Source organism: Pseudomonas umsongensis, assembly GCF_012647205.1.
Lineage (GTDB): Bacteria > Pseudomonadota > Gammaproteobacteria > Pseudomonadales > Pseudomonadaceae > Aquipseudomonas > Aquipseudomonas umsongensis.
Genome location: NZ_CP051487.1, coordinates 1,478,654 through 1,496,591, shown reverse-complemented (window position 1 = coordinate 1,496,591; position 17,938 = coordinate 1,478,654). Strand labels below are relative to the sequence as shown.

At 59.8% G+C, this 17,938-nt stretch carries 19 protein-coding genes; 7 read left to right on the top strand and 12 right to left on the bottom strand.

Annotated elements, in window-relative coordinates; translation table 11 throughout:
- Positions 1–94: 94 nt before the first annotated feature.
- On the bottom strand, positions 95–2,605 hold the full coding sequence (locus HGP31_RS06705; RefSeq protein ID WP_168757352.1) for a beta-galactosidase: 2,511 nt from the start codon (positions 2,603–2,605) through the stop codon (positions 95–97).
- 95 nt (positions 2,606–2,700) lie between these two features.
- Entirely contained in the window at positions 2,701–4,845 is a 2,145-nt protein-coding gene (gene dinG, locus HGP31_RS06700) for an ATP-dependent DNA helicase DinG (RefSeq protein ID WP_008056816.1), read from the bottom strand.
- 99 nt (positions 4,846–4,944) lie between these two features.
- Here dinG and HGP31_RS06695 point away from each other — a divergent pair, with 99 nt between their 5' ends.
- The gene (locus tag HGP31_RS06695) at positions 4,945–5,409 is read left to right on the top strand and encodes a CopD family protein (protein WP_033043209.1); all 465 of its coding nucleotides are present in this window, start codon (positions 4,945–4,947) and stop codon (positions 5,407–5,409) included.
- A 46-nt stretch (positions 5,410–5,455) separates the two neighbouring features.
- Here HGP31_RS06695 and HGP31_RS06690 read toward each other — a convergent pair whose 3' ends face one another.
- The 4 genes from HGP31_RS06690 to HGP31_RS06675 form a co-directional block, all read right to left on the bottom strand.
- Positions 5,456–6,214: a collagen-like triple helix repeat-containing protein gene (locus HGP31_RS06690; protein WP_020798104.1), complete on the bottom strand. Its 759-nt coding sequence runs from the start codon at positions 6,212–6,214 to the stop codon at positions 5,456–5,458.
- Positions 6,207–6,485, bottom strand: a complete 279-nt coding sequence (locus HGP31_RS06685; protein WP_020798103.1) for a DUF1145 domain-containing protein — start codon at positions 6,483–6,485, stop codon at positions 6,207–6,209. Before HGP31_RS06685 ends, HGP31_RS06690 begins: the two co-directional genes overlap by 8 nt.
- 147 nt (positions 6,486–6,632) lie before the next feature.
- Positions 6,633–7,349, bottom strand: a complete 717-nt coding sequence (locus HGP31_RS06680; protein WP_168757351.1) for a PA1041 family peptidoglycan-binding anchor lipoprotein — start codon at positions 7,347–7,349, stop codon at positions 6,633–6,635.
- A 90-nt stretch (positions 7,350–7,439) separates the two neighbouring features.
- Positions 7,440–8,135, bottom strand: coding sequence for a PA1041 family peptidoglycan-binding anchor lipoprotein (locus HGP31_RS06675; RefSeq protein ID WP_020798101.1), 696 nt, complete (start codon positions 8,133–8,135; stop codon positions 7,440–7,442).
- Positions 8,136–8,325: 190 nt separating this feature from the next.
- Here HGP31_RS06675 and HGP31_RS06670 point away from each other — a divergent pair, with 190 nt between their 5' ends.
- The 4 genes from HGP31_RS06670 (at position 8,326) to HGP31_RS06655 (ending at position 10,127) form a co-directional block, all read left to right on the top strand.
- Complete coding sequence (locus HGP31_RS06670) at positions 8,326–8,823, top strand: DUF6231 family protein (protein WP_020798100.1); 498 nt, start codon at positions 8,326–8,328, stop codon at positions 8,821–8,823.
- Between the two features lie 4 nt (positions 8,824–8,827).
- Positions 8,828–9,304 (top strand): YchJ family protein, encoded by a 477-nt coding sequence (locus HGP31_RS06665; protein ID WP_008056808.1) that lies wholly within the window; start codon positions 8,828–8,830, stop codon positions 9,302–9,304.
- Positions 9,305–9,429: 125 nt separating this feature from the next.
- Positions 9,430–9,924, top strand: coding sequence for an LEA/WHy family protein (locus tag HGP31_RS06660; RefSeq protein ID WP_168757350.1), 495 nt, complete (start codon positions 9,430–9,432; stop codon positions 9,922–9,924).
- Positions 9,921–10,127 carry an SEC-C metal-binding domain-containing protein gene (locus HGP31_RS06655; protein WP_008056806.1) on the top strand — a complete coding sequence of 69 codons (207 nt, stop codon included), beginning with the start codon at positions 9,921–9,923 and terminating at the stop codon, positions 10,125–10,127. Before HGP31_RS06660 ends, HGP31_RS06655 begins: the two co-directional genes overlap by 4 nt.
- Positions 10,128–10,233: 106 nt before the next feature.
- Here HGP31_RS06655 and HGP31_RS06650 read toward each other — a convergent pair whose 3' ends face one another.
- Positions 10,234–10,791 (bottom strand): cysteine hydrolase family protein, encoded by a 558-nt coding sequence (locus HGP31_RS06650; protein ID WP_168757349.1) that lies wholly within the window; start codon positions 10,789–10,791, stop codon positions 10,234–10,236.
- Positions 10,792–11,100: 309 nt separating this feature from the next.
- Between HGP31_RS06650 and HGP31_RS06645 the strand changes: the two genes are divergently transcribed.
- Positions 11,101–11,511: a GNAT family N-acetyltransferase gene (locus HGP31_RS06645; protein WP_020798096.1), complete on the top strand. Its 411-nt coding sequence runs from the start codon at positions 11,101–11,103 to the stop codon at positions 11,509–11,511.
- A gap of 3 nt (positions 11,512–11,514) precedes the next feature.
- Here HGP31_RS06645 and def read toward each other — a convergent pair whose 3' ends face one another.
- The 3 genes from def to HGP31_RS06630 all read right to left on the bottom strand — a co-directional run bounded on the left by def (position 11,515) and on the right by HGP31_RS06630 (position 13,382).
- Positions 11,515–12,054, bottom strand: coding sequence for a peptide deformylase (gene def / locus HGP31_RS06640; protein WP_168757348.1), 540 nt, complete (start codon positions 12,052–12,054; stop codon positions 11,515–11,517).
- Positions 12,055–12,056: 2 nt separating this feature from the next.
- Positions 12,057–13,016, bottom strand: coding sequence for a YihY/virulence factor BrkB family protein (locus HGP31_RS06635; RefSeq protein WP_020798094.1), 960 nt, complete (start codon positions 13,014–13,016; stop codon positions 12,057–12,059).
- Between the two features lie 174 nt (positions 13,017–13,190).
- On the bottom strand, positions 13,191–13,382 hold the full coding sequence (locus tag HGP31_RS06630) for a CsbD family protein (protein WP_020798093.1): 192 nt from the start codon (positions 13,380–13,382) through the stop codon (positions 13,191–13,193).
- Between the two features lie 197 nt (positions 13,383–13,579).
- Here HGP31_RS06630 and HGP31_RS06625 point away from each other — a divergent pair, with 197 nt between their 5' ends.
- A complete protein-coding gene (locus tag HGP31_RS06625; protein ID WP_008019269.1) occupies positions 13,580–13,957 on the top strand; it encodes a hypothetical protein in 378 nt (125 codons plus the stop codon).
- 90 nt (positions 13,958–14,047) lie between these two features.
- On the opposite strand, the gene fadD1 is transcribed toward HGP31_RS06625, so the two are convergent.
- Entirely contained in the window at positions 14,048–15,748 is a 1,701-nt protein-coding gene (gene fadD1 / locus HGP31_RS06620; RefSeq protein ID WP_020798092.1) for a long-chain-fatty-acid--CoA ligase FadD1, read from the bottom strand.
- Positions 15,749–16,103: 355 nt separating this feature from the next.
- Positions 16,104–17,792 (bottom strand): long-chain-fatty-acid--CoA ligase FadD2, encoded by a 1,689-nt coding sequence (fadD2, locus tag HGP31_RS06615; protein WP_168757347.1) that lies wholly within the window; start codon positions 17,790–17,792, stop codon positions 16,104–16,106.
- Positions 17,793–17,938: the final 146 nt, after the last annotated feature.

The following is a 17,938-nucleotide window of genomic DNA, read 5'->3' as shown; positions in this document are numbered from 1 at the left end:
GGCTGGGCGGTCAATCACTCGCAAAAATGACTGGACATTTGGAGTGTCTGTTCAGGCGCCTTCGCGAGCAGGCTCGCTCCCACAGGGATCGGACTCAATGACCTTTGCCGGAATGCCCACCAGCGCCCTTCCCCGGGCCTTTCCCGGCTTCGGCCTTGCGCCCGCCCTCGGCGTCGTGGCTGGCTTTGTCGACCTCAGCTGCAGCCTTCCGGGCCTCTTTGCCCAACTGATCAAGCGCCGACAGGTTGCTCTTGCGCACACTGTCGACAAAGCCCTGGAATGGCAGATCGGTAACGCCTACCAAGCCAAAGTGACCATTTTCGCCATCCAGCAGGCGCCCGGTCACGGGTTGGTCAAGGTATTGAAACCAGTGCAACCCCACAATCGACGGTTCGTTCAGCGCCTGTTTCAGGAAATTCGCGTAGGCCGGGCCACGGTCTTCTTCCTTCGCCAATTGCGTCACGCCGCCCCAGAACGGGCCGCGATCGGTTGAGCCAAAGTTGAATTCGGTGATCAACACCGGCTTGTCGAGGCTGCGCAGTTGAGCGAAGTCGTAACCATCCTGCGGTTGCAAGGTGTACATGTTGAAGCTCAGGACGTCGCAATACTGCGCACAGGACTCCACGGCTTCCGGGGTGCTGATGGCGAACCGGCCACCGAGCAGCAACTGGTTGGGCGCGTGCCACTTGAGGGAATCGGAAATGGTCTTGAAGTAGGTGTCGGCGAAAACCTTCTGGAAATATTTGAAGTCAGCCTCGATTTCCGGGTGCTCGGCGCTTGGCAACGGCGGTACGAAGCCTGGGTCTTCCATCAGTTCCCAGGCCGGCAGATCGATACCCCAGGCTTTCGACAAGCCCGCCTGGTTGCGGTATTTGTCGCGCAACTGCTTGAGGAACGCGCGCTTGGCCGGCACGTCGGTGGTCATTTTCAAGGTGGCGTACGCCAGCGCGTAACGGGCTTTCGGGTCGTCGCCGGGACCGGCCCAGGCCAGTTCGTTATCGGCGAAGTAACCGATCAGCCATGGATCGTCACGGTGATCGCGGGCGGCAATGGCCACGGCGCGCTCGGTCGCCATGGCGAAACGCGGGTCGAACGGGTCGGGCATCCCGCCCCACCAGTCGCTGCCGGTGCTGATGCTGGCGTAATCGCCGACGATCGACAGCGGCAAGGTGTAGGGAACGCGTTCCGCGTCACCCAGGCTCGAGGCGCTCCAGTTGCCGAGGGTGTTGAAGCCCCAGGCTTGCAGGCGATCGAGGGTGTGAGCGGTCCAGCGTCGTTCATCAAACGTCGCCTTGCACGGCTCGACAGGTGTCGGCTCCGCGGCTTTCGCCACCGTCGCATCGACGGCGCCGGCCTTGGCGGCTTCGGCGACACCGGATTCGGCGGTTGATGGCGCGACGGTGGGCTCGGCAGCCTTCTCGGCCGTTGCCTCTACCGCGTCAGCCTTGGCCGCCTCAGCGACTCCGGCTTTGTTATTGCTACCCAATGCACAGGGGTCGCCATACAGACGCTGCAGATTGGCGCCGTAGAAGTCGTACCACTGGCCAAAATTGAAGCCGCGGCCCTGATCCACACCATTACCACCGCGGTTATCACCTTCACCGTAGTGACTGGCCAGCGGCTCGTCAGCCTTGGGCAGGGATTCGAACATCCATTCACGACCGGCGACGTAGGTCTGGTTGACGTCCGCCGTAACGGCATTGACCCCCAGCGAGTAGAACGGGTGACCTTGTGGCGTCACCAGGTACCAGCGGCCGTCGCGTTTTTCTGTGCGAAAAAAGCCGCTGGCCTTGAACGTCGGCCCGTTGGTCCACCCGCCGAACTTGTCCAGGGAAGACTTTTCGCGCTCAGCCAGCCAGGTTTTCAGCTGCTGTTGCTCCTTGGCGGCGACGCTTTTCAGTTGTTCGTCGCTGCTGATTTTTTCTGGCCATTTGGCCCGGGTCGATTGGCCATAAGTGTCCACCAACGCGCCATAGACCGTTTGGGTCACCCCTTCGCCGTCCTGCACCCCAAAACGCTCCAGCAGGATGCTTTGGGCAACTTTCGGCTGATCCATGGACAGGCTGACCGACACTACCTGGCTACGGTCCAGTTCACCGGCACTGCTGGCCAGCAGGACGCGCTGGCCGTCGACCGTCATCGGCATCGGTGGCCCCGCCTTCATGCCTTGGCTGAGCGGCGAAGTCGGCTGCAATGGCACCAGCAGGGTCTGCGCTGGGCCGGCTGGAAGATCGACGCGACTGACCAAAGTCTTGCCGTCGTTGCTCTGGATGGTCACGTAGAGGGTCACGGCCCAGTTCATCGCGCTCTGGATCCGCAAGCTCATCACGCCCGACTGCGACCAGTCCCATGCCCCACTCTGCGGAGACAGGCGCAGGGTCGGCCGGGCTACCGGGTTGAACGTCACCCGACGCAGCACTTCACCCTCGGCGGTTTGTTCGGCGTTGGATTGCGGCAGGCTGGCGTCCTGGGTCGCCACCTGGACTACATCGGCGGGGCGCACAAAGTTGAACAGCGTCTGTTGGCCTGCGGGTGCGGCCAACAAGGGCGTTGCGAACAGGGCAAGAACGGCAGGTAGCGAGCGACGCACATAACGGCGAATCATGAGAACGATATTCTCCCTAGCGACCCGGATGGGCCAATGGAAAAGCGATGGTAGAGAGATAGACAGCGCGGTGGGCAAAACTGCCCACCGGTTTATCAGGAAATTTCACGTCGGAAGGGAGGTAACGCATTGAGGATCGCCTTGCCATAGCGCTGGGTGACCAGGCGCCGATCGAGCAAGGTGATGGTGCCGCGGTCCTCTTCGGTGCGCAGCAGGCGGCCGCAGGCCTGGACCAGTTTCAGCGAGGCATCGGGAACCGAGATTTCCATGAATGGATTGCCACCACGGGCCTCGATCCATTCGGCCAATGCCGCTTCCACCGGGTCATCCGGTACCGAGAATGGAATCTTCGCGATCACCACGTGCTCGCAGTACGCGCCCGGCAAGTCGACCCCTTCGGCGAAACTCGCCAGGCCGAACAACACGCTCGAATCCCCGCCATCGACCCGCGCCTTGTGCTTGTTCAGGGTTTCCTGCTTCGACAGGTTGCCTTGAATGAACACTTGCTTGCGCCAGTCGCGATCCAGGCCATCGAACACGTCCTGCATCTGCTTGCGCGAGGAAAACAGTACCAGCGTGCCCCTTGAGCCTTCGACCAGTTCCGGCAGATCGCGGATGATCGCCGCGGTATGGGCCGCTGCATCCCGCGGATCGGCGTTCAGGTTCGGCACCCGCAACACGCCGGCGTCGGCGTGATGGAACGGGCTCGGCACCACGGCGGTCACGGCCTTTTTCGGCAGGCCGGCGCGCATGCGAAAGCGGTCGAAGGTGCCCAGGGCAGTCAAGGTCGCGGAGGTTACGAGCGCACCATAGGCCACGTTCCACAGGTTGCGCCGGAGCATTTCCGCCGCCAGGATGGGACTGGCGTTGACCTCGATATCGAACAGCGAGCCGCTTTCCGACAAGGTCAGCCAGCGCGCCATGGGCGGGTTGTCTTCGGGGTCTTCAGCGGTGAACGCGACCCACAACTCCCAGTTGCCCGAAGAACGGGACAACAGGCTGCCGAACAGCGGATACCACTCCTCGGCCTGGTTACTGGCGATGCCGATATTGACCTCGCCGTCCATGCCTTCCTTGAGCAATTCAGTGAGGCGGGTGAACAAATCAGTCAGGCGCGCAAAGCCTTTCTTCAGTTCGATGCCCATTTCGCGCATGTGCTCGGGAATCACCCCGCCGACGAAACGGTGACGCGGGCGTTCGCGGCCTTCGACGTCTTCGCCGGGCTTGAAATCGGCAGCCTGTTCGCAGGCGGTGAACATGAACTGCTGCTGCGTCTTGATCTCCCGCGCCAGCTCTGGCACTTGCTCGATCAGTTTGCCCAGGTCACCCGGCAAGGGATGCTGGGCCAGCAGCTTGGTGAGGTTCTTGGCGGTGGTTTCCAGCCAATCGGCGGTGGAGCGCAGGCGCGTGTAGTGGGCGAAATGACCGATGGCCTTGTCCGGCAGGTGATGGCCTTCGTCGAACACATAGATGGTGTCGCGTGGATCGGGCAGCACGGCACCGCCACCGAGTGCCAGGTCTGCCAGGACCATGTCGTGGTTGGTGACAATCACATCGACCTTGCCCATGCCTTCGCGGGCCTTGTAGAAGGCGCACTGGCCGAAGTTCGGGCAATGGCGGTTGGTGCACTGGCTGTGATCGGTGGTCAGGCGCGCCCAGTCGGCGTCCTCCAGGGCAGTGGACCAGCTGTCGCGGTCACCGTCCCACTTATTGCCGGCGAGTTTCTCGATCATGCTGGTAAACAGCTTCTGACTGGCCTCATCGACCTCGATCTTGAAACCTTCTTCCTCGAACAACTGGGCAGTGGCGGTTTGTGCGTGACCTTCCTGGAGCAACATGTCGAGCTTGGACAGGCACATGTAGCGCCCACGCCCCTTGGCCAGCGCAAAACTGAAATTCAACCCGCTGTTGCGCATCAGGTCGGGCAGATCCTTGTAGACGATCTGCTCTTGCAAGGCGACGGTGGCCGTGGCAATCACCAGGCGCTTTCCGGCCGCCTTGGCCGTGGGGATGGCCGCCAGGCTGTAGGCCACGGTCTTGCCGGTACCGGTGCCGGCTTCCACCGCGACAATCGCGGGGTCGCCACTGCGCCGGCCTTCGTCGTCGGTGTCGATGTCACCGAGGACCTTGGCGATTTCGGCGATCATCAGGCGTTGGCCGTAACGCGGCTTGAGGCTCTTCGCTTCGAGAAAACGCGAATAGGCGCCCTGGATCGTGGTTTTGAGTTCAGTGCTGATCATGAATTGTCGGGCGCAAAAAACGCTGGATAAATTTTCAGTAGTTCGGTTCGGCCGCTATCATACCCCGCTAATGAATCCCGCGCAGAACGGAGTAACCCGATGACACCTTTTAGCCTCATATATAGCCTGCATGTACTGGCGGCCCTGGTCTGGGTCGGCGGCATGTTTTTCGCCTGGATGGTCTTGCGCCCCGCGGCCTTGAAGGCGTTGGAGGGCCCTGCCCGGTTGAAGCTGTGGCTAGAAGTGTTTCAGGGTTTTTTCCGCTGGGTCTGGGTCGCGGTACTGTTGTTGCCGATCAGCGGCGTGGGCATGATTCATCTGCAATACACAGGATTTGAAGCCGCGCCGCGTTACGTGCAGGTGATGATGGGGTTGTATGTGGTGATGACCGCGCTGTTCATACGGATCCAGGCGTTGATGTTGCCGGAGTTGCGCGCCGCGGTGACAACCCAGGATTGGCCGGCGGGAGCTGCGGTGCTGGGGAGGATTCGCCGGTTGGTGGGGATCAATCTGATTGTAGGTCTGGTGTTGGTGGCGATTGCGGCGGTTCGGCCGACGTTGTGATCGGTCCCACGCTCTGCGTGGGAACGATCGGTCTGGGGGATGGGGGTTACAACCGCTGCACCGTCACCGAACCTGCAGCCCCCTCCTCTCCCGGTTGCCCGTCCAGGCCAGGCTTGCCACTCTTGCCGCCATCGGCCTTGTAGACCAGGCAACCCTTGGCTTTACCGCCCGCCCCCGGCTTACCACCTGGCCCGGCCACGCCACCGGCACCGCCGGCCACTTGAACCTTGATCTTGTCTGCGGGGTAATCGCGAGGCACCGCCAGCCTGACCGCCGCGCCAGGCGCACCGGCCTGGCCATTGCTGCCATCGCTGCCGTCGGCACCGCGACCCGCCTGGCCCCAGGCGCAACCTGGTGCCTGGCCGTTGGCCCCGTCGAGGCCGACGAATCCTGGTGCGCCCGCGCCACCGCGACCATCCACCAGCAGTTGCGGTGCCGTCAGTGCCTTGATCTGCAAGTTCAGGTTGCGCCCGGAGCGGGCAGCCTTCTGGTAAGTCCCCGGTGCGCCGCGCGCGGTGATCTGGCTGCCCTCGGACAGCTCGGCTCGGTTGACCTTCAACTCCAGCGCCTGCTCACCAGGGACAATGGTAATCCGCGCGTCACGGCCCAGGCGCAGTTCACCGACGCTGACTTCGGTCACGTTCGAGGGAATCAGCAAGGTGCCGTAGTCGGCCACTTCCAGGCGTTCCAGTTGCAAGGTGCTGGCAGTGTTGGGCAGGCGCATCAGCGAGTTGGTTTCGACACTCACCACCTGGGCGCAAGCCAATGGGCTGATGAGGGCGGCGAGCAGACAGAATTTACGCATGGGAAGCCTTAGACGGGATGGGAGCCGGGATGGTTTGCAGGTGGAAAACGCCGAAAAAGAGCACTTTCAAGCGATCGAGCCAAGGGTGGGCGCGGCCCCTGAGGCTGCGGTAGCAGAACAGCGCCTCCAGCAGATGAAGCCCCGCCAGCAGGCAGCCGGCCAGGTTGACCAACGGGTGCAGCGGATAGATGAACGGCGTGAGCAGATTGAGCAGCACCACCAGCCAGAACACCAGGGTCAACAGCTTCCCCAGCCCCCATATCACGTTCATACGCACCCCCGATCAGAATTATTATTTGCTCGCACAGTAACGGCTACCACGCGGGATAAGCCAGAGGGCAAGCGAAAATTCCGGACGAAGATGGCAAATGGCCGACGGAACGACGTAAATCATCGCCCGACGGCTCTATTGCGCGGTTCAGCGATTGAGGTGCAACTCCACGCGGCGGTTTTGCGCGCGTCCTTCTTCGGTATCATTATCGGCAACGGGCTCGCTCTCGCCCTTGCCTTCGCTGGTGACTTTATTGGGCGCAACGTGCTGGCTGAGCAGATACTCGGCGACGCTGCTGGCACGTTTTTGCGACAGTTCCTGGTTGTATTCATCCGACCCAACGCTGTCGGTATGCCCGACCACCTTGATGCTCGCGACGCTGGGGTCCTGCAGTTTACCCATCACCGAATCCAGCTTGCTTTGCATGCTGGGGGTCAAGTCAGCGCTATTGAAGGCAAACAGCACATCGTCGGCATCGCTCAGGGTAATGACTTCGGCTTGCATAGGTTCAGCCTTCACGCTGGCCGGGTATTGCGGCAGCGGGCAGCCATGATGTTCCACAGGGGTATTGGCGGGCGTGTCGGGGCAGCGATCGCGACGGTCGAATACGCCATCATCGTCTTCGTCGCCATCCTGGGCATAACAGATCAAACCACCGCTCAAGATCCCGAGCGCCGCTCCACCGGCCGCCCAACCGCTACTTTGGATAGCGCCCAGACCTCCACCGACGAGTCCGCCGATGAGGCTGCAGATCGGCCAGGTACGTTGATTGAGGGGGGCGGTGCCATCGCTGTGAGTAGCGCAACCGGTCAACAGGCTGCCAAGCAGCAGAACCGGCAAGACGGTCCTTGTGAAATTGCTCATTTTTGAAAGCTCCTGTGCCACCGGCCGATGCCGGTTACACAGGAGTAAAGACCCGCATCCACGACTGCACAAGCCGTGGATGCGAGGGCTCTAGCGGTTGATTTTGATTTCCGTGCGACGGTTCATCGCGCGACCGTCAGCAGTTTTGTTGTCGGCAACCGGCTGGCTTTCCCCGGCCCCGGAGACCGATACGAAGCTACTGCGAGGCACACCACTTTCGATCAGGTATTCCACCACCGAATGCGCGCGGCGGTCCGACAGTTTCTGGTTGTAGGCATCGCTGCCCACGCTGTCGGTGTGACCGGTCACGGTCAGTTGGGCGCTGGCTGCTTCCTGTTTCAGGCGAGTGGCGATGGTGTTGAGCTTCTCTTTATCGGCGGCTGTCAGCTTGGCCGAGTCGAACTGGAAGTTGACATCGCGGATGACGATGGTTTCTTCCTTGACGACCACGACCTCTTCAACCACTGGAGCAGGCGCTGGTGGTGGGCAACCATCGGCATCGACCTTCACGCCCCGTGGCGTGCCCGGGCACTTGTCGCGGCTATCGAGCACACCATCGCCATCTTCGTCACCATCACCGTGAACCCAGCAATAGGCTGCCGCCGTAGCACCGACTACCAACGCGCCATAACCGGCCCATGATGAACTCTCGGTCGCGCCGAGACCCGCACCTACGACACCACCGACCGCGGCACAGGTCGGCCAGTCGGTTTTCTGCAAACCTGCGCAACCAGTCAACACACTGGTTAGCAGAACCAGGGGTAATGCTGTCCGAACTATGCTCATCTAGTTTTCTCCTGAAGGATCGGCTTAGAACCGATTCAGGGAGTAAAGACCGGAGTTTTAATCTCCGCCAGCAATAGGCCATGGCAGTTTTATCTCGTGTTCACAGGGGATCGTGACTTTTCACGCAAAGCCGCTCTAGGATCGAACAAGCGGGCAGGCTAGTCTTGGCAAATCTGATTGAGGATCTTCAATGAATGCAGGTATTTCTTCACGCACGCCGCAGCAGGCGCTGGCTGCTTTGCTGGACCGTTATGCCCCTGCGCGCCTGTTGTTGATTGGCGCCAGCGAATTCCCCGCGCTTGAGGCCTTCAAGCTTGCGCATCCGGACAGCAGCGTGGCGCATACGGCGCCCGGACCGCTGCCTGCCGAGCTGGCGGCGCGCCGCTTTGACCTCGCGCTGGTGGTCGACTGCCTCGAACACCTGCCCAAGCGAGATGGGCTGAACCTGCTCGGTGGCATTCGCAACCTCAATGCCAGCCGCATCGCGGTGCTGGCCGACTTGCCCGCGAGCGGCTGGCAGGAAACCGATTTTTTCTCCCTGGCACTGCAAGCCAGCGAACGCTTCCAGCGTGACGAGCAGGTGCTGACGCTGTTCACTTATGATCTGCTTGACTACAAACAAGTACCCGACTGGCTCAACTCGCGGTTCTGGGCCAATCCGGAAAACTTTGGGAAATACTGGTGGTAACGCAATGAGTACATCCATTTGCCCTTGCGGCAGCGGCACCCTGCTAGACGCCTGCTGCGGCCATTACCATGCCGGACATCCGGCACCCTGCGCCGAAGCCCTGATGCGCTCGCGCTACAGCGCCTACGTGCTGGGCCTGATCGATTACCTGGTGGCCACCACCCTGCCCGCCCAGCAAAGCGGGCTCGATCGCCAATCGATTACTGACTGGAGTGCCCAGAGCACCTGGCTGGGCCTTGAAGTCGAAAGCTCCGAAGTGCTCGGCGGCCAGCCGGAGCATGCCTTCGTCACGTTCACCGCACGCTGGCACGACGGCAGCGGCGAGCACAGCCATCGTGAACGCTCATCGTTTGTACAGAATGCCGGACGCTGGTACTTCATCGACCCTACCGTGCAACTGGACATCGGGCGCAACGACGCCTGCCCTTGCGCGAGCGGGCACAAGTTCAAGAAGTGCTGTTCGGGGTATTTCGGTAGCTGATACAAGGTCAAAAGATCGCAGCCTGCGGCAGCTCCTACGTCGAATTGACGTACACCCTGTAGGAGCTGCCGAAGGCTGCGATCTTTTAGCGGCTAGACTGGGGTTCTAGGGAGAGAAAAACGACCATGATCACCCAGCAACTCGCACGCATTCTGCTCATACTGGCTCTTTGCCTGGGGCTCGGCGGCTGCGCGTCCTGGTTCAGTAACGATGAGCCAGCCCCCGAGGTGCATCTGGTCAGGGTCGAAGTCGTGCGGGCCAAGCTGTTGGAGCAGCGGTTCGTCCTGCATTTTCGCATCGACAACCGCAATGACAGCGAGCTGACCGTGCGCGGCCTGGAGTACCGCATCCACTTGGGCGACATCCTGCTGGCCGAGGGCGAGCACGAGCACTGGATCACCGTAAACCCCAAGAGCAGTCGTTTTTACAAGGTGCCGATCCGCACCAACCTGTGGCCTAAGGTCAGGGACCTGGTCAAACAACTGAAAAACTCCGAGCAGGCCATTCCCTATCGTCTTGAAGGTGAGATGGAAACCGGTTTATTCATCGCTCACTACGTGCACCTGGCGCGTAATGGCGTGATAATCCCCGCCGATCTAATTCCGGAGCAACCTCGATGACCCAGCAACCCCATGTTCATGGCCCAGACTGCAACCACGATCATGACCATCACCAGCATGATCACGACCATGGCCATGTTCACGGCCCGAACTGCGGCCACGCCCACCAGGAACCGGTGCGCAACGCCTTGAAAGACGTCGGCCGCAACGATCCTTGCCCATGCGGCAACGGCAAGAAGTTCAAGAAGTGCCACGGCGCTTGATCGGCTGATCTGTAGGGCTGGCTTGTCGGGTCGACGCTTTGCAGAAAGCGGCAGGCTGACACACCGCGCTGCCTGGTTCGCCGGCAAGCCTGGCTCCTACGTAGAATCAGTCGTTGTTCAGGATATGTGCGGTGCTGGTGACGGTGGCGTACTCGCCGTGCAAGTTCCCCAGCGACATCGCATGAACCTCTTCGGCTGAATGGGCATTGCCGAAAAAATCGGCCTTGTCGAAGGTAAAGCAGCCATCCTCCACGACCCAGGTCTCAAACCCCAGATTGCCTGCCGTGCGCGCCGTGGACTCCACCGAGTTGTGAGTCGCCACGCCAACGATAACCAGTTGCTCGATCCCCGCCTCGCGCAAAACGGCTTCCAGCCCCGTCGAACAAAACGCGTCCGGTACCTGTTTTTGAACGTGTCGTTCGCCAGGAGCAGGCAGAAACCGCGTCTGAAACTCCACCCCGGTCTGCCCAGGCCAGAACACTGAATCCTCTGAACGGGACAAATGTTGCACGTGAATCACCGGCCGAGCGCTACGGCGCCAATGGCCGAGCAGTTGCAGCATGCGCTCCTCGGCCTGGGGATTGTTCCGCCGACCGAGTTTGGGATGCAGGATGCCTTTCTGTTGGTCGATGATGATCAGCGTCGCGTTGGTCTTGAGCTCCATGCAGACTTCTCTCAGACGATTCAAAGGGGCAATTTTTGCAGATTTTTTCATAAGGACCGCTCCCATGTTGCATGGGAGCGGCCATCAACGCCGGCTCAGTGACCGAACACGCCTACCTTCTTGGCTTTCTTTTCGGTGCGCTTTTCGATGGCGGTTTTCAGCGGTTTTTTCTTCGCTGCTTTCTTCGAATCCATACCTTTGGACATGATGCGTACTCCACTGACTGGGGATGTGAGATCAGGTATACACCTATCTTCGGCGGCGTGTTCTTTTATAATCATCCGCTTTGCGCACCGACAGTCCCAGACCATGCCCGACACCCAGTACACCCGTCTCGACGAGCCGTCATGGCCGCTGATGAACAAGTTTTATCGCGCCCACCAATCGTCGATGAAGGCGGTCCGCGACGCACAATTGTGGGTTGCGCGGCGCGACGGGATCGTCGCGGCGCTGTGTTTGCGGCCGGTGTCCGGCGGGCATTGGTTGACCGGGCTGTTTGTCGACCCGGCCTGTCGCGGACAGGGTGTCGCCGCGGCATTGATCGCCGCCGCCACCCAAAACATTGAAAGCCCGGTATGGCTGTTCTGTCATCCGGACTTGCGTGATTTTTACCAACGTCGTGGCTTTGCCTTCGATCCGCCAATGCCCTACGCCATGGTCGAGCGCCTGAGTCGCTACGCGCGCAGCAAGCCGATGATTGCCATGGGCCTGGAGCCGTAACAGTCAGTCGTCTGCGTTGGGATCAAGGTCCGGGAACATCACCTCGGTAAACCCGAACTTGCTGAAATCGCTGATGCGCGACGGGTACAACCGACCGATCAGGTGATCGCACTCATGCTGCACCACCCGCGCGTGAAACCCTGAAGCGATACGCACGATCGGCTCGCCCTTGGGGTCGAACCCTTCGTAGCGGATGTATTGATATCGATCCACCGCGCCGCGCAGGCCAGGCACCGACAGGCACCCTTCGAAACCTTCTTCCATCGTCGGGCTCAGCGGCGTGATCAGCGGATTGATCAGAATGGTCTGCGGCACCGCTTCGGCGTCCGGGTAACGTTCGCTGTGCTCAAACCCGAAGATCACCAGCTGCAGGTCGACTCCGATCTGCGGTGCGGCCAGGCCTACCCCGCCGACGCTTTCCATGGTCTGGAACATGTCGTCGATCAGTTGCCACAATTCGGGGCTGTCGAACATCTCGGCCGGCACTTGCGGGGCGATGCGCAGCAGGCGTTCATCGCCCATTTTCAGGATTTCACGGATCATGGTCAGGTTTCGTCAATGGTCGGTTTGGGTTTTGAATGATCCCGGCCCAGTCCCGACACGTGGTGTTTTTCCTCATGGACGGGTCCATGCTCGCCGGGAACCTTCTCGCCAGGGTCTTTGCCCTCTCGCGACATGTGCTCGATCACCGCATTCATTTCCGCTCCCAGCAGCAACACTGCGGCGGAAATGTAGAAGTACAGCAACAGCACGATGATCGCACCGATACTGCCATACATGGCGTTGTAGTTGGCGAATTCCTTGACGTACAAACCAAAGCCCAGGGACGCGATGATCCAAACCACCACTGACAGCACCGAACCTGGCGTGATGAAGCGGAACTCCTGTTTGACGTCGGGCATGACGTAGTAGATCAAAGCGACGGCAACCATCAACAAAATCACGATCATCGGCCAGCGCACGATGCTCCACAGCGTGACAATGAAGTACTCAAGACCAACTTGCGATGCGATCCAGCTCATCACCTGCGGCCCTAGCACCATCAGGGCGGCAGCGATAAGCAGCATACCGGCGATGCCGACGGTGTAGATGATCGACAGCGGAAAGCGCTTCCACGCCGGCCGGCCTTCAACCACATCGTAGGCGGCATTCATCGCGCTCATCATCAAGCGCACGCCGGCCGACGCGGTCCACAGGGCAATCACGATACCCACCGACAGCAGTCCCCCCTTGGATTGCTGGAGCTGGTCGATCACCGGGTTCACTTGCTCGAGCGCCTGGGGTGGCAACACCAGCTCCGATTGCAGGCGCAACCAGGAAAAAAAGTCTGGCAGATGCAGGAAGCCGATCAGGGCAATCAGGAACAGGATGAAAGGAAACAACGAAAACAGCATCTGATAGGCCAGCGCCGAGGCATAGGTCGACATCTCGTCATCGACGAACTCGGTGACCGTGCGCATCATCACACGGTGGATAGGCAGGCCTCTCATGTCTGGAAAAATCATTAGCGTCTCCATTCGCCGCAATCAAGATAGGGTTGAAGTCGTGGCGACTCAGGGGCTGTTTTCTACATCAAAGCAGTTTACTTGGCGACTTTGAAACGATTTCCGTGCTCAAGTTCAGGCTGACACAAAAACGGCCATCCGTGGATGGCCGTCGCGTTTGCCAATCAGGCCGAATCAGGCCTTGTCGACGCCTTTTTTGACAGCGTCCTTGGCTTTGCCCACGGCTTGCTGAGCTTCGCCTTTCTTTTCCTGCACAACGCCTTCGGCGCGCATCTTGTCGTTGCCGGTAGCCTTGCCAACGCCTTGCTTGACGTTACCAGCGGCTTCATTGGCCATGCCTTTAACTTTATCGCCTGTGCTGCTCATGGTATTTCTCCCGAACATATTGATGAATAAAGTGGTTACAGAAGGTTGACCGGAGGCGTTTGCACGGAGTTTCATTTATTTTTATCGCGACATTTCATCGATCCGAGCAGGTTGGGCTTTATGTTTACCGGCCAACCCCCGAGAATGCGCAACGTATTCAGGCCCTGGCGCTGAAGATCCAATTTTGTAGGAATGTTATGAAACTCGATAAAAAGCAGGCCATTGCCCGCAGAAATCAGGAACTCGGCGGTGCTGTGCTTGGCGTCAACAATTGCCACTTCACCGAACTGAACCGCAACCGCAACATCTGGTGGTTCGACATTCCGGTGTCGCGCCTGGCTGTTGGCCAGTACGAGTGGATTCACCTGCTGATGCACACGCCAGACACCGACGAACTGCTGCACCTGAAAGTGCCGACGGTGTTCCTGCGCGAAAAACTCGAAGGCCTGGTGGTACGCAACGAAGGCAAGCGCAAGGCGGCCCTGAGCCTGGAACTGAGCGCCGACAAGGACTCGTTCCTGCAGGACATGCGCCCGGCGGGCACCAACGTTAATTTCGCGCCGTTCCGCCAATAACGCCCCTCTTGCTTGATCGTTCCCACGCTCTGCGTGGGAACGATCAGAATACAAACAAAAAGCCCCGCATCTGCGGGGCTTTTTGTTTGATTACGCGGCGGTTTTCTTCGCGTTGATCTTCTTCAACTCTTCATCACGCAGTTCACGACGCAGGATCTTGCCGACGTTGGTGGTCGGCAGCGCATCGCGGAACTCCACCGCTTTTGGAACCTTGTAGCCGGTGACGTTGGCGCGCATGTGCTCCATCACCTGCTCCTTGGTCAGGGTCACGCCCGGCTTGGCGACGATGAATATCTTGATCGCCTCGCCCGATTTCTCGTCCGGTACACCGATGGCCGCGCATTGCAGCACGCCCGGCAGGGTCGCCAGCACGTCTTCGAGCTCGTTCGGGTACACGTTGAAGCCGGACACCAGGATCATGTCTTTCTTGCGATCGACAATGCGCATGTAGCCATCCGCCTGGATCAGCGCGATGTCGCCGGTTTTCAACCAGCCTTCGCTGTCGAGGATTTCATCGGTGGCTTCCTGGCGCTGCCAGTAGCCCTTCATGACTTGCGGGCCTTTCACGCACAACTCACCGATTTCGCCCAATGGCTGTTCGACACCGGCATCATTGACGATTTTGCACAGGGTCGACGGCACCGGAATGCCGATGGTGCCGATCTGGATGTTCTGGATCGGGTTGACCGTGGCCACAGGGCTGGTTTCGGTCATGCCGTAACCTTCGCAGATGGCGCAACCGGTGACTGCTTTCCAGCGCTCGGCCGCCGCCAGTTGCAGGGCCATGCCGCCGGACAGAGTGACTTTCAGCGCCGAAAAATCCAGCTTGCGGAAGCCTTCGTTGTTGCACAGGGCCACGAACAAGGTGTTGAGGCCGACGAAACCGCTGAACTTCCACTTCGACAGTTCCTTGACCATCGCCGGCAGGTCGCGCGGGTTGCTGATCAGGATGTTGTGGTTGCCGATCAGCATCATCGCCATGCAATGAAAGGTGAAGGCATAGATGTGGTACAGCGGCAGCGGCGTGATCAGGATCTCGCAGCCTTCATTAAGGTTGGAGCCCATCAACGCCTTGCACTGCAGCATGTTCGCCACCAGGTTGCGGTGGGTCAGCATCGCGCCCTTGGCGACGCCAGTGGTGCCGCCGGTGTATTGCAGCACCGCGACATCGCTGCTGGCCGGGCTGGCTTCGGTCACGGGCTGGCCATGGCCCTTGCTCAGCACATCGTTGAACTTGACGGCTTTGGGCAAGTGATAGGCCGGCACCATCTTCTTCACATACTTGATCACGCTGTTGATCAGCAGGCGCTTGAGCGGTGGCAGCAGGTCCGCCACTTCTGTGACGATTACATGCTTGACCCCGGTTTTCGGCACGACGGTTTCAGCCAGGTGCGCCATGTTGGCCAGGCAAACCAGGGCTTTGGCACCGGAGTCGTTGAACTGGTGCTCCATCTCCCGCGCGGTGTACAGCGGGTTGGTGTTGACCACGATCAAGCCGGCTCGGATGGCGCCGAAGACGGCAACCGGGTACTGCAACACGTTAGGCAGTTGCACGGCGATTCGATCGCCCGGCTGTAAATCGGTATGCTGTTGCAGGTAAGCGGCAAAGGCACCGGACAATTCGTACAGCTCACCGTAGGTGATTGTCCTGCCCAGGTTGCTGAATGCCGGTTTGTTGGCGAAGCGTTGGCAGGACTGCTTCAACACTGCCTGAATATTCGGGTACTCGTCTGGATTGATGTTGGCAGCAATTCCAGCTGGGTACTTATCCTTCCAAAAGTCTTCGATCATGGAAGCCCACTCCTCAGCAACGCGAATTCAACACCGCATTTGATGCGATTATTATTGGTGTTTGTCTATAGGTGAGTCTGGCTTTTACTAGGCCGAGAAGTCACAAAGCGCGCCGAGAGTAGCAGCTTTAAAAAGGGTCGACTAGAGCCAAAATCGGCCTCTACGGTCACAATCGTGACTCAAGATTGCTAATCGGTCATTTTAGAGCAAAAAACCTATATGTCGCTGAAAGCCCCGTAAATCGGGGTATCAAAGCAAAAGATCGCAGCCTTCGGCAGCTCCTACAGGGATCGCGTTCCATTGTAGGAGCTGCCGAAGGCTGCGATCTTTTGGGATCGCCTCAATTTATTGGCGGTTATGCGATATCCCGCAACTCCCGCCGCAGAATCTTGCCGACCGGCGTCATCGGCAGCGATTCACGCAAGACGATGTGCTTGGGCACTTTGTATGCCGTGAAGTTTTCCTTGCAGTAGGCCTTCAGCTCTTCAAGGCTGACCCCTGCCTCACGAGCCACCACGAACAACTTCACCGCCTCGCCCGAACGCTCGTCCGGCACACCGATCACCGCGCAGTTGGCGACTTTCGGGTGAGCCATGACCACGTCTTCGATTTCGTTCGGGTACACGTTGAAACCCGAGACGATGATCATGTCCTTCTTGCGATCGACGATGCGCACAAAGCCGTCCGGGTCGATCACCGCAATGTCACCCGACTTGAACCAGCCCTCGGCATCCAGCACTTCGTTGGTCGCTTCGGGTTTCTGCCAGTAGCCCTTCATGATCTGCGGGCCCTTGATGCACAACTCGCCCCGCTCGCCCAATGGCTGCTCGACCCCATCGTCGTTGATCACCTTCAACGTGGTGCCCGGCACGGGCAGGCCGACCGTGCCGATGCGCGACTGGTCGCCGTACGGGTTGGTGCAGGCCACCGGCGAGGTTTCGGTCAGGCCGTAACCTTCGGTGATGCGGCAACCGGTCAACTGCTCCCAGCGCTCGGCCGTGGCCTTGACCAGTGCGGTGCCGCCGGAGTTGGTGAGTTTCAGGCTGGAGAAGTCGAGGGTCTTGAAATCCGGGTGGTCCATCAGCGCGACGAACAGCGTGTTGAGCCCCAGCAATGCCGAGAACCGCCAGTTTTTCAGCTCCTTGATGAAGCCGCCAATGTCCCGCGGATTGGTGATCAGCACGTTGTGGTTGCCGGTCACCATCATGCACATGCAATTGGCCGTGAAGGCATAGATGTGGTACAGCGGCAGCGGTGCAATCATCACCTCCTGGCCTTCGCGCAGCAGCGCCTGGCCGTCGGCCGCGAACTGGCTAAGGCAGGCCCGCGCCTGCTGCATGTTCGCCACCAGGTTACCGTGGGTCAGCATCGCCCCCTTGGCCAGGCCGGTGGTACCGCCGGTGTATTGCAGCACGGCAATATCCTTGAGGCCGGCGTTCAGCGGCTTGATGCTCTTCCCTTTGCCCTGATGCAAGGCGCTTTTGAAGGAAATGGCCTGGGGCAAGGAATAGGCCGGGACCATTTTTTTCACCTTGCTCACCAGCGTATTGACCAACCAGCCCTTGGCGGTGGGCATCAGGTCGCCCATCTTCGCTTCGATCAGGTACTGGATGTCGGTGTCCGGGAGCACTTCCTGGACCTTGGCCCCGAACATGTTCAGGTACACCAGTGCCCGGGCACCGGAGTCCTTGAACTGATGGCGCATCTCCCGCGCGGTGTACAGCGGGTTGGTGTTGACCACGATCAGCCCGGCGCGCAAGGCGCCGAATACGGCGATCGGGTATTGCAGGACGTTGGGCATCTGCACCGCGATGCGATCCCCCGGCATCAGGTCGGTGTGGGCTTGCAGGTAACCGGCGAACGCTGCGCTGTAGCGTTCCAGTTCGGCGTAGGTCAGGGTGACACCCATGTTGCTGAATGCCGGGCGATCCGCGAACTTCTTGCAGGAACGTTCGAACACCTCGATGACCGACTTGTATTCAGCGACATCAATGTCCAGGGGTACGCCGGCTGGGCGTTTGTCATTCCAGAAATCAGGTTGCATTGTTCTTGTCCTCTTTACCTGAACCTATCCGGGGCCGCAGCCCTGTCTTTTCGCAACAACAGAACGCGGAGCTTCACGGACACTAGCAGCTATGGTGAATCAGGCAAATATGGGCCAAGGCGTCATTGATCGTGTGAATCTTCCCG